This window comes from Clostridium sp. CM028, from assembly GCF_030585565.1.
Classification (GTDB): domain Bacteria; phylum Bacillota; class Clostridia; order Clostridiales; family Clostridiaceae; genus Clostridium_AD; species Clostridium_AD estertheticum_B.
Genome location: NZ_CP077766.1, coordinates 3,301,132 through 3,327,931 on the forward strand (window position 1 = coordinate 3,301,132; position 26,800 = coordinate 3,327,931).

Here is a 26,800-nt window from a genome sequence, read left to right on the forward strand (position 1 = left end):
ATACTGTGAATATTTTTCAAATCAGCATTTATAAAGGTTAAGATGGCTATGAAATATGAAGGAATATAAAAGATATATGAATAATATATTTAATTATTTTATTGTTGTAAAATGGACATGTTAAAAAAAATCGGATAAATCAAATGATTTGATAACGGAATAGTTACATGAAAATATTTTAAAATGAAATATTTATCCGGAGCAACTTAAATAGTGTAAGTAATTCGAATCTTTCAACAACGAGATAATCTTGTATTCTTAAAATTAATAAAGGTAAGATAATAAGCTATAATTCAAAAAACAAGATTAGTGTTTATATAAGGGGGAAGAAAAGTACCAATATTATAAGATGGGGGGGCAAAAGATGTTAAATTTCTTTGTTAAAAGACTATTTTCAACTGTGATTACAATCTTCGTCGTTATCACAATAACTTTTTTCTTAATGCGATTAATGCCTGGCGGACCATTTTCTGGTGAAAAAAAGCTTAATCCACAGGTTTTAGAGAATTTGAACAAGAAATTTGGTTTGGACAAACCTGTATTTAAACAATACACTATGTATCTAAAAAATCTTTCGCATGGGGACCTAGGTCCTTCAATGACATATGAAGGAAGAACAGTTAATGAAATTATAGGATATTCTCTTCCGGTTTCTGCTAGATTAGGTGTGGTTTCTGTAGGGTTTGCTATGGTATTAGGTGTATATCTAGGAATAGTTGCAGCCCTCCATCAAGGAAAATGGCCGGATAAATTATGTATGTTTATTTCAACCATTGGAATTACGGTACCAAGTTTTGTAATTGCGACACTAATGATTTATGTATTCGCAATAAGGATGGGTATATTTCATGCCATAGGGCTTGAATCTCCTATGGATTATGTTCTTCCGTCAATTGCTCTTGGAGCATCTTCGATGGCCTTTGTTGCAAGACTTGGAAGGTCGGCTTTACTTGATGTTATAAGGACGGATTATATTAGAGTTGCAAGGGCTAAGGGACTTTCTAAAAATGCAGTTATATATAAACATGCTTTAAGAAACTCATTAATTCCTATTGTAACTTATATTGGACCACTTCTTGCTGCTGTTTTAACTGGTAGCTTTGTAATTGAAGGGCTGTTTGGTATCCCAGGTATGGGCCGAGAATTCATTACAAGCATAACAAACAGAGATTACACCGTGATAATAGGTTTTGTAACTTTAGATGCTACCTTCTTAGTACTTTCTAATTTTGTTGTTGATATACTTTACGCAGTAATTGACCCAAGAATAAAAATTGAATAATAGGGGGTGCATAAACATGGAGATAAATAGTGAGTTATTTGAAAAAATACCAAATGACAAGAAAAAAATGAATGAGATAGTTAGACCAAGTGAAACTTATCTACAGGATGCTTGGAGAAGATTAAAACAAAACAAGCTTGCGATGGGAGGATTAGTTTTTGTTATATTAATAACTATACTTGCTATAGTTGGCCCAATGTTATCAAAGTATAATTATTATTCTCAGAATTTTAGAATTGCAAACCAAAACCCTAGTGCGACTCATTGGCTCGGTACTGATAAGTTTGGTCGCGACCAATTTGTAAGAATATTATATGGAGCAAGAATTTCACTTATCATTGCATATGTTGCAAGTATATTAAATCTTGTTGTAGGAATTTTGTATGGTAGTATTGCAGGATATGCAGGTGGTATTGTTGATAATTTAATGATGAGGATTGTTGATGTAATTTGGTCAGTACCTAGTATGATTTATGTTATTCTCTTGATGGTTATACTTACTAAACCAAATCATCCATCAGCCGATGGGGGTATGTTAAATATTATAATTGCAATGGCAATATCCTTTTGGGTGGTAATGGCAAGAATAGTTCGTTCGCAAGTTATGGCACTAAAGGAACAGGAATTTGTCCTTGCTGCAAAGGTTTCAGGTGCGTCTAGCATGAGAATAATACTAAAACATCTTATTCCAAATAGTATGGGACCGATAATAGTAACAATGACAATGTCTGTACCGGGTGCTATTTTTACAGAAGCTTTTCTTAGTTTTATAGGACTTGGAATTTCTGCACCTCAAGCATCATGGGGAAGCCTTGCGTCAGAAGCATTAGATGGATACCAACTTTACCCATTACAATTGTTTTTCCCGGCGATGGCAATATGTTTAACAATACTTGCATTTAATTTCCTTGGTGACGGCTTAAGAGATGCTCTAGATCCAAAGATGAGAAAATAAGTAAGGGGGGAATTATGGAAAAATTACTTGAAATAAATAATTTAAAAACATCTTTTTTTACACATGTAGGAGAGGTGCAGGCTGTAGGTGGAGTATCCTTTTACTTAAATAAAGGTGAGGCTCTTGGAATAGTTGGAGAATCCGGAAGTGGAAAAAGCGTTACTATGATGTCACTTATGAGACTACTTGCTGATACAGGGAAAATAATAGATGGTGAAATGCTATTCCAAGGAAAAGATTTAGCAAAGATTTCCGAGAAAGAAATGGAAAAAATAAGAGGAAATGAAATTGGAATGATATTTCAGGACCCCATGACTTCCCTAAATCCTGTATTCAACATAGGTAATCAAATAATGGAACCATTACTTAAACATAGAGGATTAAGTAAGCAAGAAGCTTTTGATAAGTCAGTGAAAATGCTTTCATTAGTTGGAATCCCAAGTCCTGAAAAAAGAATGAAACAATACCCTCATGAATTTTCTGGTGGTATGAGACAACGTGCAATGATTGCTATGGCATTATGTTGTGAACCAAAATTGTTAATTGCAGATGAACCTACAACAGCCTTAGATGTTACTATACAGGCACAAATTCTTGAACTTATGAAGGATATTAAAGAAAAATTAAACACTTCTATTATTCTTATAACGCATGATTTAGGCGTGGTTGCAGATGTTTGCGACAGAATAAATGTTATGTACGGTGGATTAATTGCAGAGACGGGTTCTACTAAGGACTTATTTTATAATCCAAGGCATCCATATACTTGGGGGCTTTTAAATAGTATTCCAAATCCCCAAAGTACCATAAGGGAAAAACTGAAACCAATAGAGGGTCAACCGCCAGATTTGTTAAAACCTCCTGTGGGATGTCCATTTGCAGCTAGATGTAATTATTCTATGAAGATTTGTGAAAAGCAAAGACCGCCATTATTTCAAATTAGTCCTGAGCATAATGCAGCTTGCTTTCTAAATCACCCTAGTGCACCTAAGGTAAAAGCACCTGTTGGAAGGGGGAGTTTATAATGAGTGTTGAAAAAGTGTTAGTTGAAATAAAAGATTTGAAAAAATATTTTCCTGTTAAAAAGGGATTGTTTGGTACAGCTCATAGTTATGTAAAAGCAGTAGATGGTATTTCTTTTACGATCAATAAAGGTGAGACTTTAGGGCTTGTGGGAGAATCAGGCTGTGGTAAAACAACCTGTGGAAGAACAATAATAAAGCTATATGAACCAACTGGTGGACAAATAATATACGATGGACATGATTTATCAAAGTTAAGTCAAAAGCAGATGCTTCCTTATAGAAAAAAAATTCAAATGATATTCCAAGACCCCTATGCTTCGTTAAATTCAAGAATGACTGTTGGCGACATAGTTGGTGAATCAATTGACATTCATGGTGTTTATAAAGGTAAGGATAGAATGGCAAGAATTCAAGAACTGTTAACAACGGTGGGATTAAACAGTGAACATTCTAGCAGATATCCACATGAATTTTCTGGCGGTCAAAGACAAAGAATTGGTATAGCTAGGTCTCTAGCAGTGCAACCAGAATTTATAATTTGTGATGAACCTATATCTGCACTTGATGTTTCCATACAAGCACAGATTATAAATATGCTCGAAGAGTTGCAAGAAAATATGGGATTAACCTATCTTTTTATAGCTCATGATTTATCAATGGTTAAGCATATATCAAATAGAATTGGAGTTATGTATTTAGGTAAAATGGTTGAAATAGGTAAAAGTGATGAGGTATATAGCCGCCCAATGCATCCATATACTCAGGCGCTACTTTCGGCTATTCCAATACCGGACCCTGAAGGTGCAGCACTAAGAAAGAGGATTATGCTTGAGGGAGAAATACCATCACCTATAGATCCTCCACCGGGATGTAGATTTAAAGGTAGATGTAAATATGCTAAGGCAATATGTTCAGAGGTAGACCCAGAGCTTAAAAATTTAGGGGCAGACCACTTTGTGGCTTGTCATTTATTTTAAATGGTATAAAAATTTTGTTTAGCGAATATATTATTGAGTATAATTCGATGCTTTGCAACGAATAGTTATATATATAACAGGGGGGAATAATAAAAATGAATAAATCAACAAAGATTAGTGCAACTTTGCTTGCGGTAACCTTAGGGGTATCATTGCTATCGGGCTGTGGCACTAAAGCAGCACCAGAGGCTAATGGCAAGGTGCCGCAGGTAATAACTTTCAATTTAGGTGCAGAACCTAAGACTATCGATCCAGCATTAAGTCAGGCAAGTGACAGTGCAGATGTTATCGGAAATGCTTTTGAGGGTTTGATGAGATTGGATGATAAAGATAAACCAATTCCAGGTATGGCTGATAGGTATGAAATGTCAAAAGATGGTTTGACTTATACGTTTCATATTAGAAGTGGCGCTCAATGGTCAGATGGCAAACCAGTTGTTGCTGGTGATTTCGAATATGCGTGGAAAAGAGTTTTAAAGCCTGCAACTGCTTCTGTATATTCTTATCAACTTTTTTACTTGAAGAATGCCCAAGGGTATAATGAAAGCGAACTTGCAGCTGACAAGAAAACAGCTGGTGTAAAATCAGCAACTGTTGATGAAGTCGGAGTTAAGGCTAAAGATGATTCAACTCTTGTAGTTACCCTCGAGAACCCAACTGCTTACTTCTTATCACTTATGGCTTTCGAAACATATATGCCGATTAGAAAAGATGTAGCAGATAAAGATGCTTCTTGGGCAACCAAACCTGCAACTTATATTACTAATGGTGCATTTAAAATGAAAGAATGGAAACCTAAGGATGTTTTGACTTTTGTAAAAAACGACAAATATTGGGATGTTAAAAATATTAAACTTGATACTCTTAACTATAAAATGTTAGAGGATCAAACAGCAGCACTTTCAGCATATAAAGCCGGTCAAATGGATCTCATTAAAGACCCACCACAATCAGAAATTCCTGCGCTTGTAGCAGATGGTAGTTGCAAAATCACTCCTAATTATGCAACTTACTACTATGTGCTAAATCTTACAGCAGAGGCGGTTAAGATAAATCCAGAGGCTGCTAAGGCTATACAAAACCCTAAAGTAAGAAAAGCATTATCGCTTGCCCTTAACAGAAAAGACATAGTTGATAACGTTAGTAAAGGTGGGCAAACCCCAGCAACGTCATTTGTTCCAAAAGGGAGTCTAGAACCAAATGGTAAGGATTTTGCAAATAAAGCTTACTACCCAGCGGAGGGAGATATAGCTCAAGCTAAAAAATTACTAGCTGAAGCAGGGTATCCAGATGGAAAAGGATTCCCTAAAATAACTTTACTCTATAACACCCTTGCGGGACACCAAAATATAGCTGCTGCAGTTCAAGATATGTGGAAAACAAATCTTGGAGTAAATATAGAACTTAAGAACCAAGAATGGAAGGTATTCATACAAACAAGAAATACTAAGCAATATATTCTTGCAAGAAATGGCTGGAATGCAGACTACACAGATCCAATGACATTCCTTGATTTATTTACAACAAGTTCAGGAAATAATGACGCTGGATACAGTAATCCAGCATATGATGCAAAAATAATAGCTGCAAAAAAGGAATTAGATCCAGCTAAGAGAATGGCTATTTTGCATGAAGCAGAAGACATTATTATGAACAATGATGTTGTAATTCCTATTTATGGGTATACAAATACAATGGTTTCAAAACCAAATATTATGGGAGTTCGTACATCAGCTTTAGGAAAACATTGGTTCCAAAAAGCCTACGTAACTGCTGCTAAATAACATAAAATAGCAAAATAATAAAATGCCCTATAGAGTAGATAAAAGTCTATGCTGTAGGGCATTTTTATGAAAATAAAAGAGGTGGGTTAACAGATCTAATGGGGGAATAGATGTTAACCGTCTCTAATATTTTCTCAGGTATTAGTACGCAGTATCTATACATAAAATAATTCCTAAAAAGAATTACTTAGAATATTTTATTTAAGTAATGATTAAAGTGTTACAAATTTTTTGGATTTTTTATAAAAAAGGTTGTTAACTGCCACTAAGTTGGTATAAAATTTAACCGGACATAGTTATTTATTTTGAAAGGAAGGATAAGCATGAATTATAATGAATCTATAGCTTACATAAAAAATACAGCAAAGTTTGGTAGCAAACTTGGGCTTGAGAGAACTGAAAAAATATTAGAACTTTTAGGAAACCCACATAAAAAATTAAAGTGTATACATATTGCAGGAACTAATGGGAAAGGTTCAACTACTGCTATGGTGACTACGATTTTGGTCGAAGCTGGATATAAGGTAGGCTCATATATTTCGCCATTTATTGAAGAGTTTGAAGAACGAATGCAAATAAATAATAAAAACATCTCTAAAGGAGATTTAAGTGATGTTGTGACAGAGGTTTCTAAAGCGGTAGAAAAGGTAGTGGAACTAGGATATAGTAATCCAACAGAGTTTGAAATCATTACCTGCGCGGGTTTTTTATATTTTTATAAAAACAATATAGATTTTGCAGTGGTTGAAGTAGGGATGGGTGGAAGGCTTGACTCAACAAATGTAATTACACCTATTTTAAGTATTATTGCATCTATTAGTTTGGACCATACGCTAATACTCGGAGATACCATCGCTAAAATTGCTTGTGAAAAGGCAGGTATTATTAAAGAGGGGATTCCCGTAGTTATGTTTCCACAACAAAAACAAAGCGAAGAAGTAATAGAAAGAATATGTAGAGAAAAAAAATGCAAATTAATAAAAGTATCACAGGATTCAGCGGTATATTTAGGGAAGGGAAATTTACAATATAGTGCAGTGGATTCAATGGAAGAAACAATGTGTACTAGTAATAATGCTATAATTCAAAAATTGAAAGTGCAAACTTCAAATAATGATTATACTATTGATTTATCACTTTTAGGAAAACATCAATTACTAAACTGTTCTGTAGCGGTTCATGCTATAGAGGAGCTTATAGAGCAAGGCGCAATGATTAATAGAGATCATATAATAACAGGGCTTGGGAGTGTAGTGTGGCCAGCAAGGCTTGAGGTGATGCATAAAAAGCCTTTAGTAGTTATAGATGGTGCACACAATATAGATGGTATAGAAAAACTTACGCAGAGTATTGATATGTACTTTAACTACAAAAAAATCATATTAATTTTAGGAATCCTTGCGGATAAGCAAGTGGAAGAGATGATAAAAACTATAGTTCCAAAGGTGAGTAGAGTTATTACTGTTACCCCCCATAGCGATAGGGCAGAACTCTGCGAAGAATTAAAAATCCAAGTAGAAAAATATACTATGAGTTGCGAGGCAATTGAAGATTATGAGGATGCATATAAAAAAGCTTTGAGCTACTGCGATGAAGATGATTTACTGTTAGTGTCAGGTTCTTTATACATGGTGGGCGATATGAGAAAAATAATACGAAATGTTCATAGCCATTAATAGTAATAAAAATAAATTGACACATATTACTAGATAATATGTGTCAATTTATTTTTATTATATAGGAAACAGCTTGCGGAAAATATTAAATTCAAAACATATGTACCGCATATGCAGCCTACCGGCTAAAAGACTTTTGGTGGGGATTAAAGAAAATTATTATTTTCTTTATCAGAAATTAATCTTAAATACATCTTAGGGCACTTCGTCTGTCACAAAATATCCTCAGAATCTTTGGTTTGTTATTTTCTTTAAGTTCCCTTAGTGTAAATATGATATAGTATGAAGTTTCTCCGGAAGTGGCACCAAATAAGAAGAGCAGAAACATTGAAATTCCATTTAAAATTCTTCTTTTGCAAATATAAAATTCTCGTGAGACTGACTGGAAGGAAGGCTAGCGAACCGGCGCACGCCGAATGTGAGTGTTAGAGAATTTTATATTTGCAAAAGATTAGAATTTCTTAATGGAATTTCACGTTTCAAACTCTTATTTGGTGCCACGCAGGGGAAACTTCATACGAATCGTATTCTTATTTGGTTAAGCTTTTGCAACTAATTCTTCCAGTGCCAAAGCTAATTGGTCTGGGCAAGAAGTGCTTTTACCACCACAGTTAATACCCTTAAGTTTTTTTATAACTTCGGAAACTTCCATACCTTTTACTAAGGTTGAAATTCCACTTAAATTTCCAGCGCATCCTCCTGTGAAAACAACATTTGTTATTTTATCGTCAACGACTTCAAAAGTTATTTTTTTTGAACAAACGCCTTTTGGATCATAACTATACATAATTTACTCCTCCGTCCTTTGTAATATTAATAATTACAATAGTTATTATATACTATTAAGTATCCTCATTTCAAGAATTTAATTTTAATGAAAACAATGTTAGCATATTAGCGCTATTTTCATATTATGGTTATGGGGAGGTGAGGGATTTGAGAAAGTTATATGTGTGTAGTACTTCAGCAGATTGCATATCAAAAGTTAACTTGGATTTGTTTATAGAAGAAGAAAAAATATATTTGGATAAAAAAAATCTCAAAAGAATTGGTCCTCATGGTATATATATATATAAAAACAAGATATTAACAGCTAATAGTTATGATAATAGTATTTCTATGGTTGATATTGATAATAATGAAACAGAAAGTTATTTTATAGGTATGCATTGTAATGATTTATCAGTTTATGATAATAGGGCATATGTTATTTGTGGAGATTCTGATGATATAATAGTTTTTGATTTAGACAAAAAAACAATTGTAGAAGTAATTCCATGTGGTAACTCACCACATAGTATTTATCTTTGTAAAAGAAAGAACCTTATTATAGTGGCAAATATGAATAGTGACAGCATAACAATAATAGATTGTGATCAGAATACAAATATTAAAAATATTAGGGTGGGGGCATATCCTACTAAAGCTCTAATTACCCCGGATGGAAATTATATTTTAGTTTGCGAGAGCAATATAGGTATGGACAATAAGGGAAGTATAAGCATTATTTCATTAAAAAACTATAACGTATTATACAAGATACCTGTTGGTAATTCGCCTGTGGACATGTATTGTAATGAAAAATACTGTTATGTATCAAATTTTGGAGATGGCACGGTGAGTATATTAGACATAAATAATTACAAAGAGATAAAAAAAATTAAAATTGGGGGTATGCCTCGGGGAATACTCGAAGATGAAAAATATTTGTATGTAGGTGATAATTATAACAATTTGCTTATTAGAATTGATAAAATTACTGAAAATAAAAAAGCCATCTCTATTGGCGGAGAGCCCACAGGTATGGCACTTTTATAAAAATCAGATTCTATAGAAGATTAAGATTAATCATCTATGAGAAGATTAATTATTTTAGCATAAAGTTCAGAAGGGTTTTTTCTCCATTTACTGCATAAATTTCGTGCTTGCTTGTTCGACGCAACACTAAGTTTAATATCTATAAGTGTAAAATTATCTTCTGAAGCGGTTAGATTAACTAAATAATTATTATTGTTTTCTATTGTGTAATCAGCACTAACCGTGAGTGCTTTTTTGATGTTTTCAATATGAACTTTCAAATAGCTATCAATAAGTTGTATCTTGCTTTCAGAAATTCTTCCTTTAAATAAAGATAGAACATTGTCACCTTTTTGCGAAATGACTAATCTATGCTTACCTTTCTGATCAGTATGCTTAAGTAGGTTAGATGCAATAAGTTCAGTAATATATTGTTGCAAAGTAAAATAATTTATAAAATTATTCTCTAAAATAATTTGCGTTATTTGAATATTAGAAATAGGGAGCTTTATTTTATAAAATATATAAAGTAAAAGAAGCTTATTTTCAGCTAAGTCTAAAGCATCCTCAAACATATCTGTTCCTCCTTGTAGTCTGCTTAATATAAAACAATAATGAACGGTATCATTTCATGTAAAATTAACTATAAACATTATAACATAAAAAGCACCGAAATGAATCGGTGCTTTTAATTTTAATACTATATAATGGTTTATCTGAATTTTCAAAAGAAATAAACTTTATAAATTAAATTATACACATATATATTAACTTATAGAATATAAATTTAAAGTATAAATGTGCGAGGAGACGATAGGGGATATCTATTACTTTGGCACAAAGTGATTATAAGGAGGATATAAGAGGATATGAATATGAATTACATAAAAAAAAAATTAATAGTATTTTGTGCGATTTTCATTGTGATTTTATCAATTATAGGTGTTTATAACTTAAAAACTAAGGGTGCGTTTTTGGGTGAGCAACGTAAATTACCAATTTACTCCGTAGATACTAAAGAGAAAAAGATTGCGATCTCTTTTGATGCAAACTGGGGCGATGATAGAACAGATGATATATTAAAAATATTAGATAAGTACAATGCTAAAGCAACGTTTTTTATAGTGGGAGCGTGGCTAGACCAGTATCCGGATAGGGTAAAGACGATGCATCAAAAAGGTCATGAAATAGGAAACCATTCCAATAAGCATCCTATAATGACTACAATATCCAAGGAGAGAATGAACAAAGAAATAACCACCACAGATGCTAAAATAATGGCTATAACAGGGAAAGAAACAACCCTTTTTAGATGCCCATCTGGAGAATATAATAATTTAGTAATTGAAACCGTAGAATCAACAAATCATTATTGTATTCAATGGGATGCAGATAGTATTGATTGGAAAGAGCAGGGGGCAGAAATTGAGTATAATAGAATAATTAAAAAGACTAAGCCGGGCTCCATACTTTTATTTCACAATAATGCAAAGTATACCCCTGAAAATTTAGAAAAAATTTTAAAACATTTTAAGGCTCAAGGCTATAAATTTGTAAAAATATCAGATCTTATATACAAAAAAAACTATTATATAAATGAATCAGGAAAACAAATACAAAAATAAAAATTAAATGTATTGAAATCCACGGTGTATTTGTATTATAATGGAAATACCAATTAGTTATAATTTTGGAAAAATAGATATAAACAAAATTCTCTTAATATTAGGTATATTACATTGAAAAGCTGAATATTTATATTCTAAAGAAAGTTTATTAAAAAAAACTAAGGGAAAGAGGGATTATGATGGATAATGTTATGTTAAATAACAAGATTTATTTAGAAGGAAAGGTAGTATCTGAATTGAAATTCAGTCATGAAATGTATGGAGAAGGCTTTTATGTATTTGATTTTGAGGTTTGGAGACTTAGTGAAACAACAGATATTTTAACTATAACAATTTCTGAAAGATTAATTGCAGGTATGAATATTACAATAGGAAATGAGTTTATAGTTGAAGGTCAACTTAGATCTTACAATAAATTCGTTGACGGATCTAACCGATTAATATTAACGGTATTTGCTAGAGATATTAAAATTTGTGAAGAACACAGTAAGAATCCAAATCAAATATTTTTAGATGGATATATTTGCAAGAGTCCAGTGTATAGGACAACTCCGTTTGGGAGAGAGATTGCGGACATGCTTTTAGCAGTTAACAGATTGTATAATAAATCTGATTATATACCTACAATTGCTTGGGGACGAAATTCTAGGTTTTGTAAAAGTCTTGAAGTAGGAGATAATATAAGAATATGGGGAAGACTTCAGAGTAGAGAATATCAAAAGAAATTATCAGATGACGAAGTTATAAAGAAAGTGGCATATGAAGTCTCTATATCAAAGATGGAAAAGGTTGCTAAAGATGGTGAGGGCACTGTAGAAACGGATATGATTGATGAAGAGCAGGACCTTGAAGCTCTACACGTTATATAGTATAGATATGTAGAATGAATTTTCTTCTTTTAATGGGGTTGAAAAGAGCATATATTACGTAAAATACATTCGAACAAGCTTTAGTAATTCAAACTAATTTTATCGGAAGATACGTTAAGAACAGTACATGTTTGAGCGTTAGCGAGTTTGTACTGTTTAGTATCTTTCAATAAAATTAGTTTAGAATTACTTAGCAAAGTAAGATGAATTTGTAGTAATATATGCTCTTTTAATTTTTGTTATTTTCTTAAATCATCAAGTAGTTTAGTTTTTTCTTTAGTTCCACTATCCACATTTTTTATTATTTTTGCGGGTGTTCCAGCAACTACAACATTTTCAGGAACATCATTTACAACTACAGATCCTGCTGCCACTATAGAATTATTTCCGATTTTTACTCCTTCTAAAATTACAGCATTGGCTCCAATTAGTACATTGTCTCCAATTTCACAAGGACTTTTACTTGGAGGTTCTAACACTCCTGCGATTACTGCACCTGCACCTAAATGAACTCTTTTACCGAGTTTACCTCTGGCACCAACAACAGCGTTCATATCTACCATAGTTTCATCGCCAATTTCAGCACCTATGTTAATTATGGCACCCATCATTATAACGGCATTTTTACCTATGGTAACCTTGTCGCGTATAATTGCACCTGGTTCAATTCTTGCATCGATATTTTTTAAATCTATCAAAGGAATAGCGGAGTTTCGTCTGTCTTGTTCAAGTTTGGATTTTTTGATTCTGTCTTTATACTTTATTAGAAAATCTGATACCTCATTACTTTCTCCAAAAAGGATATAAAAGCTTCCGTTACCAAAACTTTCTATATTGCCAAATTCGCATTGTGATAAATCTCCATCAATATAGAGTTTAAGTGGAGTTGCCTTTTTAGCTTCTTTTATGTATCTTGCAATTTCATAAGGGTCGGTTAAATCATAGTTCATAGTTAATCTCCTTTCGTATTATAAGTATTAAGCCAAATTTTCATTTTTATGCATTTAATTTCGATTACACCATAAATATTAGCATTATCCTAGAACAATTTAAAAAATACTGATTTTTATTCTATTATATAGTAAAATACTTATAATGCAAATAATTGAAAGCACAAACACATTGAAAAGGATGATGTTATGAATAATTTATTTTCAAAAAATGTAAGCAATGTAGAGATTTCTGGAATTAGAAAATTTTTTAATAAGGTTCCACAAGTTGAAGGGGCGATTTCACTGACTCTTGGTCAACCTGATTTTCCAGTGCCTAAAAATATTAAGAAAGCCATGATCCAAGCTATTAATGAAAATAAAACTGAGTATACAACTAATGCAGGTATTCCGGAGCTACGACATGAGATTTCTAATTTTTTATGCGGCACAGGCATCAACTATTCAGCTGATGAAATAACTGTGACTGTTGGTGGAAGTGAGGCACTTCTATGCACATTTGCAGCATTTTTAAATGTTGGAGACAAAGTGCTGGTACCGACTCCAGCTTATCCAGCTTATGAGAGCTGTGTAAAGATTTTTGGAGCAGAAGTAGTTAATTATAAGCTTAACAGTGATTTTACTATTAATTTTGAAACACTAAATAAACTTATTAATGAAGAAAATCCTAAGATTTTAGTGATGTCACATCCGTCTAACCCTACTGGAGCAACATTAACATTATTCGAGCGAAATAAACTTTTTCAAATTCTAAAAGAAAAAAATATTTACATAATAAGTGATGAAATTTATAGCTCATTATGTTATGAAAAATACTATTCATTAGCTCAAATTGATGAATTAAGGAATAAAGTAATTTTGGTGGGTGGATTTTCTAAAATGTTTTCAATGACGGGACTTAGAGTTGGATATGTTTGTGCTAGCAAATATATCATGGATAATATAATGAAAGTACATCAGTATAATGTTTCTTGTGCAGCCTCAATATCTCAATGGGGCGCGTGCGAAGGATTACTTTCTAGCATGAATGATGTAAATAATATGAAAGTGGAGTTTGAGAGGCGAAAAGATTATGTATATAAAAGGTTGAAGCAAATGGGAATGGATACAACTATTCCTAAAGGGGCCTTTTATATATTTCCCTCTATAACAAAATTTTCTATGAGTAGCGAAGAGTTTTGCAACAGACTGTTGAATGAAGGCAAGGTCGCTGTTGTGCCTGGTTCGGCTTTTGGCACCGGAGGAGAAGGTTTCATAAGGATATCATATTCTTATAGTATGGAAGTGTTAAAAGAGGCTTTAGATAGAATGGAAAAGTGGATTAAATCATTACCTGAGTAATTTTTAAAAATATTGAACTAGAAAAGCAACCTATTTAAGTATTTAATACTTTGAAGGTTGCTTTTCTAGTTTAAAGGCTAAATCATCTCCTGCGGAGCTGTATTAACGACTTCAGAAGGAGATTTGCACTCCAACTGAAGTTTTTTATTTGTTAGGGAACGTAACTCCAGCGTGTAGTAATGGGAGACTTTCCGTCTGAACTGTCGTTATATTGACATATTAACTACATCATCCATACTATATAGACCTTTTTCTTTTCCGTATATATATTCGCAAGCTTTAAGTGCACCTATTGCAAAAACATCTCTTGATATTGCAGTATGCTTAATTTCAATACATTCTCCTTTTCCTGCAAATATGACTTCATGATCACCTATAATACTTCCACCACGGATAGCATGAATCCCTATTTCATTAGGTTGTCTTTTACTTAAACCATCACGTCCTTTGACAAAGGTGGTTTCGTCATCTATAGAATCTTTAATTGTATTTGCAAGGAGTAAAGCGGTACCACTAGGGGAATCGACTTTTTGATTATGATGCTTTTCAATTATCTCAATGTCAAAATCCTTATAAAGCATATTGCTTATGCTTTTAAGTATATTATTAACAACATTTATACCTATAGACATATTTGCAGAGTGGAATACTGGGATTTCGGTGCTGAGGGAACTAATTTTAGATAACTGTTCTTGCGTGTAACCAGTAGTGCAGAACACAATAGGGATATTTTTCTCTTTAGAATACTTACATAAGGAATCTAAAGCATCTGGCCTTGAAAAATCTAAAATCACATCTATATCATTTTCGCATTCAAGTATGCTGTCATAGCATGTATAGCCTAAATTAAATGAATTTTTATCAACACCTGCAACAATTGAAATCGTTGTTGATGCTTTAGCCATTTCAGAAATAACTTTGCCCATCTTTCCATTGCAGCCATTTAGAAGCATTCTAATCATTTGATTTCCTCCTTTAAAGGGATATTATATGCTTTTAATTCTTTTTTTAGAATCTGTAAATTTATTTCATCCATTTCACATAGTGGTAGTCTTAAAGCCCCGACTTCCATTCCCATAAGATTCATAGCTGTTTTTACAGGGATAGGATTAGTTTCTATGAATATAGAGCCATTAAGAGGAAGATACTCCAATTGTATTTTTAGAGCTTTTGCATGCTCGCCTTTTAAATATAATTCACACATGTTATGAATCACTGTAGGAATTATATTTGAAAGAACAGATATAACTCCGATACCTCCTAAGGAAAGTATAGGTATAACTTGGTCGTCATTACCTGAATAGATATCTATTCTATCTCCGCAGAGTGCTTTAATCTGTGCTATCTGACTTATATCGCCGCTCGCTTCTTTAATTGCTACAATGTTTTGTACTTCGCATAATTTTAGAAGTGTGTTTGGAGTAATATTAAGACCTGTTCTCGAAGGAACGTTGTATATTATTATTGGTGAAGTTACACTATTTGCAATTGCTTTGAAATGCTCAACTAAGCCTTTTTGAGTAGTCTTGTTATAGTAAGGCGTAATTACAAGTAATCCGTCTACGCCTATTTTTTCTGCCCATCTACTCATACTTATTGCAGCGGCAGTATTGTTACTTCCTGTGCCCGCGATTACTGGAATTCTCTTATTAACTAGATCAACTACAAATTTTATAGTCTCTTTTCTTTCTTGCTCTGTCATAGTAGAAGCTTCACCTGTAGTACCACATACTACAATAGCATCTGTCATGCTTTTGATATGCCATTCTATTAATTCTTCGAGTTTTTTAAAATCTACGCCTCTTTCATTAAACGGAGTGACTATTGCAACACCAGAACCTTTAAAAATACTCATAAGATTACCTCCTAGTAGTTTATACTATATAGTTATTAATTTAGATCGCTTTTAGTGAAGCATTTCGTAATATTCTTCATAATGAATTAGGAAACACATAAATTATCACTAAAATATTTTTCTTCATTAGATTATATTATATAGCCCATATGTAAAAATATATATACTTTTAAAAAAAAAACTGAAAATCAGCAAGGTATAATTTAATGGGTATATTTATAAAACTGTAATTTAAATCATATTATGATTAAATAACGGGTAATATTTATTTTTTATTATGAATAAAAAAACCTCGAATTGTAAAAAATATAAGATATTACAATTATAATTAGGAGGTATATGATGGGTAAAACACCTTTGAAAAAAGTTATAAAAGCTAAGTTAAGAACTAATAAAGAGTTAACTAAAAACGAAATGCTAAGAGAATCGTTAAAATATGAAATAGCGGAAGAATTAGGATTAACAGAAAAGATAGATGTGGATGGTTGGAGTGGATTAACAGCAGAAGAAACAGGAAGAATTGGAGGCTTAATGACAAAAAGAAAGAAAGCCATAAATCTCCCTAAAAACAAAGATTTTTAAAGATATTAAGCAAATTAATTTGGACAATATTTGGTATATAGGTTAGTATATTATATACCATTATAGTATTAAGAGGAATATAAAGGAGAAATGTTAATATGAACTGTTACAAAGAGTTTGCTTGTATATATGATGAATTAATCAATTCTGATATTGATTATAAAACATGGGCTTCCCAAATATTATGTATTTGCAAAGAGCATCACTTAGATATGGAGAGTTATTTAGATTTAGCCTGTGGTACAGCAAATCTTACTATAGAAATTGCAAATGAGTTTAAGCATACCTGGGCAGTTGATTTATCTTGTGATATGTTAAGTCAAGCAGAGAAAAAGATGAGGGATGCTCGGGTAGGAGCAAAATTTGTATGCCAAGATATTTGTGAATTGAATTTAGATAATACTTTTAACCTTATAACTTGCGGATTAGATTCTAGCAACTATATATTAAAAAAAGAAAATTTTAAAAAGTATTTATTAGGCGCTTATGATTTATTAAAACAGGATGGGTTATTCATCTTTGATATTAACTCTTATTATAAACTTACCAATGTGCTTGGTAATAATATTTATAATTACGATAGTGATGATGTAGTGTATATTTGGGAAAATTATTTGGAAAATGATATAGTGCAAATGAATTTAACTTTTTTTGTAAAAGAAGGACAAGTGTTCAGACGCTTTGATGAGCAACACTCTGAAAGGGCTTATAAAGAAGAATATGTAGAAAGTGTTATAAAAGAAATTGGGTTCGAAATAATTAAAAAGATGGATAACTATGAAGATAAAGTAGTAAGTAAAATCACAGAGCGAATATGTTATGTACTTAAGAAGTAAAAAACAAAAATAGTTTACAGGAGGCTAGTATATGGATAAATTGGTTAGAGCTACTGCAAAGGAAGGCCAGGTTAGAATAGTCGCAGCAATAACTACGGGTTTAGTAAATGAGGGAGTTTCTATGCATTTGTGTGCACCCACGGCAGCAGCTGCTTTTGGTAGGATGCTAACGGCTGGTGCTCTTATGGGAAGCATGTTAAAGTCGCAGCAAGATAGTTTAACACTTCAAATTGATGGCGGAGGAGAAGCGAGAGGCGTGGTAGTAACTGCACATGCTGATGTAAGTGTAAAAGGGTACATAGGAAACCCTAATGTAGATTTGCCTGCAAACAAACAGGGGAAACTTGATGTAAGTGCTGCCGTTGGTACGGATGGTTATTTAAGGATTATAAGAGATATGGGACTAAAGGAACCGTACATAGGTCAAGTGCCAATCTGTACAGGTGAAATTGGGGATGACTTAGCTTATTACTTTACTGTATCAGAGCAAACGCCGTCTGCTGTGGGACTCGGAGTTTTAGTTGACACGGATATGAGCATTAAAGCTTCAGGAGGTTTTATAATCCAAATGATGCCTGGTGCAGACGAATTTTTAGCTGATATAATAACGTATAGGCTTGAAGAAATTCCATCTATAACTGAATTAATAGCAAAAGGGATGAACATCGAAGAAATTTTGGAATTTATTTTTGAAGATATGGAACTTAAAATACATGAAGAGGTTAAGCCGACGTATAAATGTGATTGCTGCAGGGAAAGGGTTGAGAGGGCCTTAATAAGTATAGGTAAAAAGGATTTAGAAGAATTATATAATGATGGTAAAACCGAAGAACTTAAATGCCATTTTTGTAATGAAAATTATGAATTTAATCATGAAGAAATTGGGCAATTACTTAAAGAAGCTAATTCATAGATAAAAATGCAGCTTTGGATAAAGAGAATATAGTATATGTGGTATTGCTTTTTATAGAAAGCAATACACAAACTATATTCAATAGTAATATATGTTTCAAATCGTAGCAAAGTGGAGTAAATTCGATAAATAGGGAGTATAATTTAAATATACGTGAATATTCACCATATTTATGGTTGACAGCCGTAAGAAAATCTTATAATATAATAAAGTACTCACAAAGTACACATGGACGAGGAAGTTAACAGTAAAGTAAAAAAACAGTTAATACATAAAGTTGTTGACAAGTTTTATGAAATGATGTAAACTGTACTAGTCTGATAAAGATATGTGGGAGCATAGCTCAGCTGGGAGAGCATCTGCCTTACAAGCAGAGGGTCACAGGTTCGAACCCTGTTGTTCCCACCACATATGGCTCAATAGCTCAGTTGGTTAGAGTGCCGCCCTGTCACGGCGGAGGTCGAGGGTTCGAGTCCCTTTTGAGTCGCCATTTGAATTTAGTAAATTTGAAAATTATTAAGGCTGGATAGCTCAGTCGGTAGAGCAGAGGACTGAAAATCCTCGTGTCCCTGGTTCGATTCCTGGTCTAGCCACCAGTGTTGCGGAAGTGGCTCAGTGGTAGAGCGTCACCTTGCCAAGGTGAACGTCGCGAGTTCGAATCTCGTCTTCCGCTCCAACTATAATTATGAATAATGGCGCTATAGCCAAGCGGTAAGGTCAAGGTCTGCAAAACCTTTATTCCCCGGTTCAAATCCGGGTGGCGCCTCCAAAACAATAAAAAGTAGTCTAAATGCTGATATTTCAGCATTTAGACTACTTTTTTTATTTCAGTATATTTTGGATTCGTTAGACTCTAAAAATACTACCTCTATCGATTAGTTTTCCATTTCTCAAAAATACAGGTTCTACCTTATGCTTATTTAAAAAATTTAATACTTCTTTCCCATACAAATAATGATCTAAGTGACCATAAAAAGCTAAGACATTATCTTCGATAAGACCTGTTACGCCACCTATAAAACCGTAGTTAAGCCCGGGAAGGATAATATCACCAGGTGGAATTAATAAAATATCTATTTTTTCAATGCTTAAAGCCTTAGCGATAGAAACATCACTAGTTATGACTGCATGATCATTTACAATGCAAGTAGAACATTTTGTATAACCTTGCTTAACGTTTATTAATTTTCTTGTTTTTAATAGTGACAAAAGATTAGTATCAGTAAAATTAACTGAGTGAATAAAAAGATTGCCTAGGCTTAATGAATTGAGACATATGTCATAAGGGTATTTATCTTTTAAAGTTGAATTTGATTTATAAACTTTATAATTTAACAAAATTAAGCTCAGTATGAATTCATTATCCATGTCTTTATGAACTATAATATCTTTGCCTAAAATATGCATAAGCATATCAGGGTGACCACATACAGCCTCGTATAAAATGTTGCTAGGTGGGCAAATAAGCAAGTTATATCCTCTAGAAACTAAATATTCTTTTTCTTCATTATGAATTCTAAAATCAACAATAATATTTTTCATTACAATACTCCTATTTAATATTTATTTTCTTATGTTTATTTTATAACACAAAGCTATCACAAATTGCAATATGTCGATAATTGTTTAATCTATTTTGCATATACATTAATATTACACACATACTATCTTAGTGAGAAAGGAGTGTGCGAAATGCTTTTATTAACTATTGTATATAATAGGAGTATGGAATGTATTATTGATGAAATTAAAGACATTAAGAAGTGTTTTGAAGATAAAAAAAATTTTTCAGGTATATCGGAAAATATAATAGGGGATACTCACGTAGTAAAGTTTTTTTGTGATGATGACAACTTAAGCGATGCTAGTATCAAAACATTTAATTTGCATGTTGCAAACATGTTATATAAAATAGTTGTAATGGAATTTTGTAAAAAAGGACTCAAAAAATTTTTAGATGAATCTTATTTTTTTCTGCAATATGATGAAATAGAACAAATTAAACCTAGGATACAAGAATACTTGAGTAGTGAGGGCGAAATATCCGGACCTAATGGAGTATATTGTATGAATAGGAAAAATAGTATAATTGATAAGATAACTAAATGTATAGAAGAAAATAATGAAATTAATATAAGTGGATTTTTAACCTTTAGGACAAAAGAGCTAAAGGGAGATTTAGAGTGCATAGTGGATAAAGTTGTGGAAGAGTATATGGTAGAGAAAGAATATAATGAGTTTATAAAATTGCTTAAATACTTTGTTGATGTTCAGGATAGTAAGGTAGATGAGATTAATATTCTAATTGAAAAAAACGGAAATTATCGTTTAACAGATGAAGAAGGTAATGATTTAGTAGGAAATATGATGATGGAGTTACCGGATGTTAAATTTGATTCAAAAGAAAATCGAGAGGAACTTATTATTAGCACTATGATAACCAATGCTCCTAAAAAAGTAATTATACACTGTGTAGAGCATTGTAAAAATAAAGAACTAATACAAACGATAAACAAGGTTTTTGCAGATAGGGTCTATTATTGTGATAAATGTGTTAAATGTGAAGAGATAAAAAAAGAAACTCTTGTATGGTAGTAAGGCATATTGATATGTGAATAAAATAAATAAAAAAGTGTTGACAAACAAATACTTAGATAGTATACTTTGAATTGTTGTGAGTGAAAATATAAAAAATATTTTAATATAATAGAGTTATCTTTTACAAGAAGAAACAGCCGTTTCTCACCTAACAGTAATGCTAGTTAGGTTAATTAGTAATTTAAATTTGTTACTATTAGGGACGGCATTTTGTCGTCCTTTTAATTGTTTAAATATTATATTTTTATCTAAATACACTTAGGAGGTGAAAATTATTAGTAAAAACAAAGATTTCATGATGAATGAAGAAATCAGAGTTAGAGAAATAAGAGTTATTGGAGCTGATGGTTCTGCATTGGGTATTTTGAATACTAAAGATGCGTTGAATCTTGCGGAAGAGAAAGATTTAGATTTAGTTATGATGTCTCCTACCGCAAAACCTCCAGTATGTAGAATAATGGATTTTGGTAAGTTTATCTATGAACAACAGAAAAAAGAAAAAGAAGCTAAAAAGAAACAAAAAGTTGTTAATCTTAAAGAAATACGATTAAGTGCAACAATAGAAGATCATGATATTGCAATTAAGGCTAGTAATGCTAAAAAATTCTTGTTAGATGAAGATAAGGTAAAGATAACCGTAAGATTTAGAGGTAGAGAAATTGAAAACTCAAAAGTCGGACATAAGATATTAAAATCTTTTGTAGAAAAAATCGGTGATGTTTATATTGTTGAAAAACCAGCGAGACAAGAGGGAAGAAATATGATAATGATTTTAGCTCCCAAAAAAGCATAACTGAGAGGAGGAATTTTATTATGCCTAAAATGAAAACACATAGAGGCGCAGCAAAAAGATTTAAGAAAACAGGAACAGGTAAGTTAAAAAGAGCTAAAGCTTTTACAAGTCATATATTAACAAAGAAAAGCCCGAAAAGAAAAAGAAACCTTAGAAAAACAGCATATGTTTCAACAACTCAAATAAAATCGATGAAGAAATTGTTACCATACTTATAATTGAATGGTGATTAGGAGGTATATTAAATGGCAAGAATTAAGCGAGCAGTTAACTCTCGTAAAAACCATAAAAAAGTATTAAAGCTTGCAAAAGGCTACTATGGTGGTAGAAGTAAGTTATTTAAAACAGCTAATGAAGCAGTAATGAGAGCACTTAGAAATGGTTATATCGGAAGAAAATTAAAGAAAAGAGATTTTAGAAAACTTTGGATAGCTAGAATCAATGCTGCTACAAGGTTAAATGACCTTTCATATTCAAGATTCATGAATGGAATGAAACTTTCAGGCATAGATATTAACAGAAAAATGCTTTCTGAAATTGCAATAAATGATCCAAAAGCTTTTGCTGAATTAGTAGAAGTTGCAAAAAAACAATTACAAGCATAAAAATTATTTATTCAAAAATGTAGCCATACGGCTGCATTTTTTATTGCATTTTTGACAAAAACATGTAAAGTGATATAATTAGTAAAACATCATAGTTGAAAATTTAGAGGTGAATAATTTGAAATTAGATATTAAAGATCTTAAAAAGAAAAGCATATATACTCCTGTTCGGATACTTGCATTAGGGTTTGCTATAGTCATAGTCATAGGGGCTATACTATTAAGCCTACCTATAGCTTCGCAAAGTGGTAAAATTACGCCTTTTATAGATTGTATATTTACCTCTACATCTGCTGTGTGTGTTACGGGACTTATAGTACTAGACACGGGAACGTATTGGACATATTTTGGCAAAACAGTGATCATGTTACTTATAGAAATAGGTGGACTTGGATTTATGTCTGTAGCTACTTTAGTTTTTTTAATTTTAGGGAAAAGAATAACATTAAAGGAAAGACTAGTGATGCAGGAAGCTATGAATGTAAACTCATTACAAGGGTTAGTGAAAATGGTCAGATATGTATTGATATTTACAATTTATGTTCAGATAACAGGTGCGGTGTTATTCTCAACACAATTTATTCCTGAATTTGGAATTGCCAAAGGGATTTATTATAGCGTGTTCCATTCGGTGTCTGCGTTCTGCAATGCTGGGTTTGATTTGATTGGAAACTTTAATAGTGTCACTGCTTATGCTAGTAATTCTGTAGTAATATTAACAATTGCAGCATTAATAATAATAGGTGGGTTAGGATTTTATGTTTGGGTAGAAATTTATAATTGCAAGGGAACAAAAAGATTGTCACTCCATGCTAGAATAGTTATTTACTCGACGATAGCATTGGTTGTTTTAGGGGCAATACTTATGTATATTTTTGAGATGAATAATGCTGACACTATGCAAGGAATGTCTATTAAGGGCAAATTTTTATCTTCCGTTTTTGCATCAGTTTCCCCAAGAACAGCAGGGTTTAATTCTATACCACTCGGTAAAATGACCACGGCGGGAAAGTTTTTAACAATAATTTTAATGTTTATTGGAGGATCGCCTGGATCAACGGCGGGTGGAATAAAAACGACTACTGCCATTGTGATTTTTATGACTATAGTGTCTGTGGTTCGTGGAAGAGAAGATACTGAAATATTTCAAAAGCGCATAAGCAAAGAATTTGTGTATAAAGCGTTTGCAGTATCACTTATTTCCCTAACAATTGTAATATCAGTTACCATGATATTATCTATTACACAGAGCCCGAATATTCCTTTTGAATACTTTTTGTATGAGGCTACTTCAGCATTTGCTACAGTTGGATTAACACTCGGATTAACTACAAAATTAACATTTGTAGGAAAGGTAATAATCTTACTTACCATGTATGCAGGGAGAGTGGGACCACTTACTATAATACTAGCATTAGCTAAAAATAAAAAAAGTAAATCGGGAAATATAAAATACCCAGAAGGCAAAATTTTAATTGGATAGGGGTGGGGTTAATGAGTAAAAAACAGTTTATCGTTATAGGTCTCGGAAGATTTGGAGAATCCGTTGCTGAAACATTATATTCTTTGGGAAATGATGTATTAGCAGTTGATTTTGATGAAGATGTAGTTCAAAATATTTCGGATAATGTAACTCATGCAGTTCAAGCTGATGCGAATGATGAAAATAGCTTAAGGGCTCTTGGAATTCGTAATTTTGATTGTGCAGTCATTAGTATAGGTTCTAATATCCAATCTAGCATTTTGGCAACACTCTTAGTTAAAGAATTAGGAGTAAAATATGTGATAACAAAAGCGACTAATGCCCTGCATGCTAAAGTATTATATAAAATAGGTGCAGACAGAGTAGTTTTTCCAGAAAGAGATATGGGTGTACGCGTTGCTCATAATTTAGTATCATCAAATATATTAGATTATATTGAATTATCTCCTGATTATAGTATAGCTGAAGTTATTAGTCCTGAAGAATGGCATAATAAAACCCTGGGAGAATTAAATATAAGAGCTCAATATGGTATAAATGTAATGGCTATAAAAAGAAACAATGATATTGATGTTGCTCCAGCAGCTGATAATATTGTTGAACCAGGTGATATTATTGTTGCAATAGGTAATATTGAAGAATTAAATAAGTTGGAAAATCTAGTTAAATAAGGAGCATTCAGTTTGGAACATATTCAAAGTAAGGATAATTTATTGATTAAAGATATCAAAAAGTTAAAAGAAAAGAAATATAGGAAAGACAGTAATATGTTTTTAGTTGAAGGTTTCAGATTTGTAGAAGAAGCTTTGGATTCTGATTTTGAAGTGGTGCACATTTTTATAAGTGCTAGAGGAGATTCAAAATATGAAAACTCTTGTATGAAAAACAAGCTACAGAAGAATACTAAAGTTTATAGTGTTAGTGACAGTTTATTTAAAAGTATTTGCGATACGGATAATCCGCAAGGTATTATTGCTACAGTTAGAAATAAACCGGTAGAGATTAAATATGATCATGGCTTCTATATGTTAGCTGATAAAATACAAGATCCAGGTAATATGGGAACTATAATTAGAACAGCTCATGCGGCGGGAGCACTAGGAGTTATAATTACAAAAGGAACTGTAGATATCTATAATGAAAAAACTTTAAGATCCACAATGGGTTCTATTTTTAAAATACCCGTTATTTGCGATAGTGATCTATCGGTGGTGCAAAAGCTTAGGAGCGCTGGATTTAAGCTAGTTACTAGTTCATTGGATACTGATAAAAACTTCTATAATGTAGACCTTAGAGAGAAAGTTATTATATCAGTTGGAAATGAAGGAAATGGAATAAGCGCCGAAGTTTATGAGATATGTGATTTGAAAATTAAAATTCCCATGCCTGGTGGTGCAGAATCTTTAAATGCAGCTGTAGCTGCATCAATTATGATGTATGAAGTCGTAAGACAGAAAAATAATATATGATTTTTAAATTCATAGTTGAATTTTTTTGTAGTTGTGGTTATAATATTTTGTATACTACCATAAATTAATAATAAACTGTGACGGAGAAAGTAAATATAAAGATACTTACAGGGATAAGAAGCCTTAGACTGAGAGCTTCATTAAGAAATTTTTATATCCAAGTTCACTCCAGAGTTCTAATGGTGAAAAAAAGTAGCCGATAGCGGGTAAAACCGATAAATTTATCTAAGAGGACTGTTTTTAGTCAATTAGGGTGGTAACGCGGATTTTCCGTCCCTTTATTGGGGATGGTTTTTTTTGTTTTATAAAGAATTATCAAAATATGAGAGGAGCATTCATTATGAAAGAAAAGTTAGAAACGATAAAAGCTGCAGTTTTAGAAGAATTAAAAGGAGCTGCTATTAAAACAGAATTAGAAAATATCAGAGTTAAATATTTGGGCAAAAAAGGTGAATTGACGCAAATATTAAGAGGCATGGGACAGTTATCAAATGAAGAAAGACCAATTGTTGGAAAATTAGCAAATAAAGTAAGAGAGGATATAGAGACACTTATAGATAAAGCTTCAGATACATTAAAAAACAATGAAAAAGAAATGAAGCTAAAAAGTGAAGTTATAGATATATCTATGCCAGGGAAAAAACAAACAGTAGGTAAAAGACATCCGTTAGAGTTAACACTTGAAAAAGTTAATGAAATATTTTTATCTATGGGATTTGTTATTGAAGAGGGCCCTGAGGTAGAAAGAGATTATTATAACTTTGAGGCATTAAACATACCTAAAAATCATCCGGCAAGAGGTGAACAAGATACTTTTTACATAAATGATAATATAGTTTTAAGAACCCAAACTTCACCAATACAAATAAGAACTATGGAGCTTCAGAAACCGCCTATAAAAATGATAGCGCCAGGTAAAGTTTATAGATCCGATGCAGCAGATGCTACTCATTCACCAATATTTTATCAAATTGAAGGGCTTATAGTAGATAAGGGAATTACCTTTGCTGATTTAAAAGGGACGCTAGAATTATTTACGCAAAAAATGTTCGGGGACGAAATGGAAACAAAGTTTAGACCACATCATTTTCCTTTTACAGAGCCATCAGCTGAGATGGATGCCACTTGCTTTGTGTGCAATGGTAAAGGGTGCAAGGTTTGCGGCGGTAGCGGCTGGATAGAACTTTTAGGTTGTGGCATGGTTCATCCGGACGTTTTAAGAAATTGTGGGATTGATCCAGAAGTTTATAGCGGATTTGCTTTCGGGTTTGGCCTTGATAGAATTACAATGTTAAAATACGGAATAGACGATATTAGAGCACTTTATGAAAGTGATATGAGATTTTTAAAACAATTCTAAAATATAAATAATAATGCAGCTT

Annotated in this window: 27 protein-coding genes, 5 tRNA genes and 2 other annotated features; of the genes, 26 read left to right on the plus strand and 6 right to left on the minus strand. The window is 32.3% G+C overall.

Translation table 11 applies throughout. From position 1 onward, the window contains the following. Positions 1-364: 364 nt before the first annotated feature. The 6 genes from KTC94_RS15580 to KTC94_RS15605 all read left to right on the plus strand — a co-directional run bounded on the left by KTC94_RS15580 (position 365) and on the right by KTC94_RS15605 (position 7,699). Entirely contained in the window at positions 365-1,282 is a 918-nt protein-coding gene (locus tag KTC94_RS15580; protein ID WP_216303284.1) for an ABC transporter permease, read from the plus strand. Positions 1,283-1,298: 16 nt separating this feature from the next. Then, the gene (locus tag KTC94_RS15585; RefSeq protein ID WP_165413896.1) at positions 1,299-2,237 is read left to right on the plus strand and encodes an ABC transporter permease; all 939 of its coding nucleotides are present in this window, start codon (positions 1,299-1,301) and stop codon (positions 2,235-2,237) included. Between the two features lie 14 nt (positions 2,238-2,251). Continuing rightward, a complete protein-coding gene (locus KTC94_RS15590) occupies positions 2,252-3,262 on the plus strand; it encodes an ABC transporter ATP-binding protein (protein WP_216303283.1) in 1,011 nt (336 codons plus the stop codon). Next, a complete protein-coding gene (locus tag KTC94_RS15595) occupies positions 3,262-4,239 on the plus strand; it encodes an ABC transporter ATP-binding protein (protein WP_220319652.1) in 978 nt (325 codons plus the stop codon). The genes KTC94_RS15590 and KTC94_RS15595 overlap by 1 nt, the downstream gene beginning before the upstream one ends. A gap of 95 nt (positions 4,240-4,334) precedes the next feature. Beyond that, a complete protein-coding gene (locus KTC94_RS15600; protein WP_253198198.1) occupies positions 4,335-6,023 on the plus strand; it encodes a peptide ABC transporter substrate-binding protein in 1,689 nt (562 codons plus the stop codon). Positions 6,024-6,346: 323 nt separating this feature from the next. Then, complete coding sequence (locus tag KTC94_RS15605) at positions 6,347-7,699, plus strand: folylpolyglutamate synthase/dihydrofolate synthase family protein (protein ID WP_216303281.1); 1,353 nt, start codon at positions 6,347-6,349, stop codon at positions 7,697-7,699. A 538-nt stretch (positions 7,700-8,237) separates the two neighbouring features. Here KTC94_RS15605 and KTC94_RS15610 read toward each other — a convergent pair. Next, positions 8,238-8,486, minus strand: a complete 249-nt coding sequence (locus KTC94_RS15610) for a TIGR03905 family TSCPD domain-containing protein (protein WP_216303280.1) — start codon at positions 8,484-8,486, stop codon at positions 8,238-8,240. Between the two features lie 149 nt (positions 8,487-8,635). Here KTC94_RS15610 and KTC94_RS15615 point away from each other — a divergent pair, with 149 nt between their 5' ends. Next, positions 8,636-9,517, plus strand: coding sequence for a YncE family protein (locus KTC94_RS15615; RefSeq protein WP_220319653.1), 882 nt, complete (start codon positions 8,636-8,638; stop codon positions 9,515-9,517). 26 nt (positions 9,518-9,543) lie between these two features. Here KTC94_RS15615 and KTC94_RS15620 read toward each other — a convergent pair whose 3' ends face one another. Further along, positions 9,544-10,071, minus strand: a complete 528-nt coding sequence (locus KTC94_RS15620) for a DUF4364 family protein (RefSeq protein WP_216303278.1) — start codon at positions 10,069-10,071, stop codon at positions 9,544-9,546. 300 nt (positions 10,072-10,371) lie between these two features. On the opposite strand from KTC94_RS15620, the gene pdaB reads away from it, so the two are divergent. Next, entirely contained in the window at positions 10,372-11,121 is a 750-nt protein-coding gene (pdaB, locus tag KTC94_RS15625; RefSeq protein ID WP_309550859.1) for a polysaccharide deacetylase family sporulation protein PdaB, read from the plus strand. Positions 11,122-11,303: 182 nt separating this feature from the next. Then, positions 11,304-11,993 carry a single-stranded DNA-binding protein gene (locus KTC94_RS15630; protein WP_220319654.1) on the plus strand — a complete coding sequence of 230 codons (690 nt, stop codon included), beginning with the start codon at positions 11,304-11,306 and terminating at the stop codon, positions 11,991-11,993. Between the two features lie 239 nt (positions 11,994-12,232). Here the strand turns inward: KTC94_RS15630 and dapD are convergent, their stop codons facing one another. Next, complete coding sequence (gene dapD, locus KTC94_RS15635) at positions 12,233-12,943, minus strand: 2,3,4,5-tetrahydropyridine-2,6-dicarboxylate N-acetyltransferase (protein ID WP_216303276.1); 711 nt, start codon at positions 12,941-12,943, stop codon at positions 12,233-12,235. 189 nt (positions 12,944-13,132) lie between these two features. Between dapD and KTC94_RS15640 the strand changes: the two genes are divergently transcribed. After that, entirely contained in the window at positions 13,133-14,284 is a 1,152-nt protein-coding gene (locus KTC94_RS15640; protein ID WP_216303275.1) for a pyridoxal phosphate-dependent aminotransferase, read from the plus strand. A gap of 206 nt (positions 14,285-14,490) precedes the next feature. On the opposite strand, the gene dapB is transcribed toward KTC94_RS15640, so the two are convergent. After that, the gene (dapB, locus tag KTC94_RS15645) at positions 14,491-15,246 is read right to left on the minus strand and encodes a 4-hydroxy-tetrahydrodipicolinate reductase (protein WP_220287413.1); all 756 of its coding nucleotides are present in this window, start codon (positions 15,244-15,246) and stop codon (positions 14,491-14,493) included. After that, a complete protein-coding gene (gene dapA, locus KTC94_RS15650) occupies positions 15,243-16,139 on the minus strand; it encodes a 4-hydroxy-tetrahydrodipicolinate synthase (protein ID WP_220287415.1) in 897 nt (298 codons plus the stop codon). Before dapA ends, dapB begins: the two co-directional genes overlap by 4 nt. Before the next feature lie 342 nt (positions 16,140-16,481). Between dapA and KTC94_RS15655 the strand changes: the two genes are divergently transcribed. The 8 genes from KTC94_RS15655 to KTC94_RS15690 all read left to right on the plus strand — a co-directional run bounded on the left by KTC94_RS15655 (position 16,482) and on the right by KTC94_RS15690 (position 19,239). Then, a complete protein-coding gene (locus KTC94_RS15655) occupies positions 16,482-16,721 on the plus strand; it encodes a small, acid-soluble spore protein, alpha/beta type (protein ID WP_165414222.1) in 240 nt (79 codons plus the stop codon). Positions 16,722-16,819: 98 nt separating this feature from the next. Beyond that, positions 16,820-17,557 (plus strand): class I SAM-dependent methyltransferase, encoded by a 738-nt coding sequence (locus tag KTC94_RS15660; RefSeq protein ID WP_216303272.1) that lies wholly within the window; start codon positions 16,820-16,822, stop codon positions 17,555-17,557. Between the two features lie 31 nt (positions 17,558-17,588). Then, a complete protein-coding gene (gene hslO / locus KTC94_RS15665; RefSeq protein ID WP_216303271.1) occupies positions 17,589-18,470 on the plus strand; it encodes an Hsp33 family molecular chaperone HslO in 882 nt (293 codons plus the stop codon). A 332-nt stretch (positions 18,471-18,802) separates the two neighbouring features. Further along, a tRNA-Val gene (locus KTC94_RS15670) sits at positions 18,803-18,878 on the plus strand. 5 nt (positions 18,879-18,883) lie between these two features. Beyond that, positions 18,884-18,960, plus strand: a tRNA-Asp gene (locus KTC94_RS15675). A gap of 30 nt (positions 18,961-18,990) precedes the next feature. Further along, positions 18,991-19,066, plus strand: a tRNA-Phe gene (locus KTC94_RS15680). 5 nt (positions 19,067-19,071) lie between these two features. After that, positions 19,072-19,146, plus strand: a tRNA-Gly gene (locus KTC94_RS15685). An 18-nt stretch (positions 19,147-19,164) separates the two neighbouring features. Further along, positions 19,165-19,239 (plus strand) — tRNA-Cys (locus KTC94_RS15690). Positions 19,240-19,316: 77 nt separating this feature from the next. On the opposite strand, the gene KTC94_RS15695 is transcribed toward KTC94_RS15690, so the two are convergent. Further along, positions 19,317-20,012, minus strand: a complete 696-nt coding sequence (locus KTC94_RS15695) for a DUF6873 family GME fold protein (RefSeq protein WP_216303270.1) — start codon at positions 20,010-20,012, stop codon at positions 19,317-19,319. Positions 20,013-20,162: 150 nt separating this feature from the next. On the opposite strand from KTC94_RS15695, the gene ytxC reads away from it, so the two are divergent. The 8 genes from ytxC (at position 20,163) to pheS (ending at position 26,778) form a co-directional block, all read left to right on the plus strand. After that, positions 20,163-21,065: a putative sporulation protein YtxC gene (ytxC, locus tag KTC94_RS15700; protein ID WP_216303269.1), complete on the plus strand. Its 903-nt coding sequence runs from the start codon at positions 20,163-20,165 to the stop codon at positions 21,063-21,065. A gap of 122 nt (positions 21,066-21,187) precedes the next feature. Beyond that, positions 21,188-21,299: a sequence feature (ribosomal protein L20 leader region), on the plus strand. A gap of 34 nt (positions 21,300-21,333) precedes the next feature. Next, entirely contained in the window at positions 21,334-21,861 is a 528-nt protein-coding gene (gene infC / locus KTC94_RS15705; RefSeq protein ID WP_165414227.1) for a translation initiation factor IF-3, read from the plus strand. Between the two features lie 20 nt (positions 21,862-21,881). Further along, positions 21,882-22,079, plus strand: coding sequence for a 50S ribosomal protein L35 (gene rpmI, locus KTC94_RS15710; protein WP_165414228.1), 198 nt, complete (start codon positions 21,882-21,884; stop codon positions 22,077-22,079). A gap of 27 nt (positions 22,080-22,106) precedes the next feature. After that, on the plus strand, positions 22,107-22,466 hold the full coding sequence (rplT, locus tag KTC94_RS15715) for a 50S ribosomal protein L20 (protein WP_165414229.1): 360 nt from the start codon (positions 22,107-22,109) through the stop codon (positions 22,464-22,466). 118 nt (positions 22,467-22,584) lie between these two features. Then, positions 22,585-23,949: a TrkH family potassium uptake protein gene (locus KTC94_RS15720; protein WP_216303268.1), complete on the plus strand. Its 1,365-nt coding sequence runs from the start codon at positions 22,585-22,587 to the stop codon at positions 23,947-23,949. Positions 23,950-23,960: 11 nt separating this feature from the next. Then, complete coding sequence (locus KTC94_RS15725; protein ID WP_165414231.1) at positions 23,961-24,620, plus strand: TrkA family potassium uptake protein; 660 nt, start codon at positions 23,961-23,963, stop codon at positions 24,618-24,620. Between the two features lie 12 nt (positions 24,621-24,632). Beyond that, positions 24,633-25,418: an RNA methyltransferase gene (locus tag KTC94_RS15730; RefSeq protein ID WP_216303267.1), complete on the plus strand. Its 786-nt coding sequence runs from the start codon at positions 24,633-24,635 to the stop codon at positions 25,416-25,418. Positions 25,419-25,486: 68 nt separating this feature from the next. Next, positions 25,487-25,699 (plus strand) — a binding site (T-box leader). A gap of 59 nt (positions 25,700-25,758) precedes the next feature. Then, a complete protein-coding gene (gene pheS, locus KTC94_RS15735) occupies positions 25,759-26,778 on the plus strand; it encodes a phenylalanine--tRNA ligase subunit alpha (RefSeq protein WP_165414233.1) in 1,020 nt (339 codons plus the stop codon). Positions 26,779-26,800 lie beyond the last annotated feature (22 nt).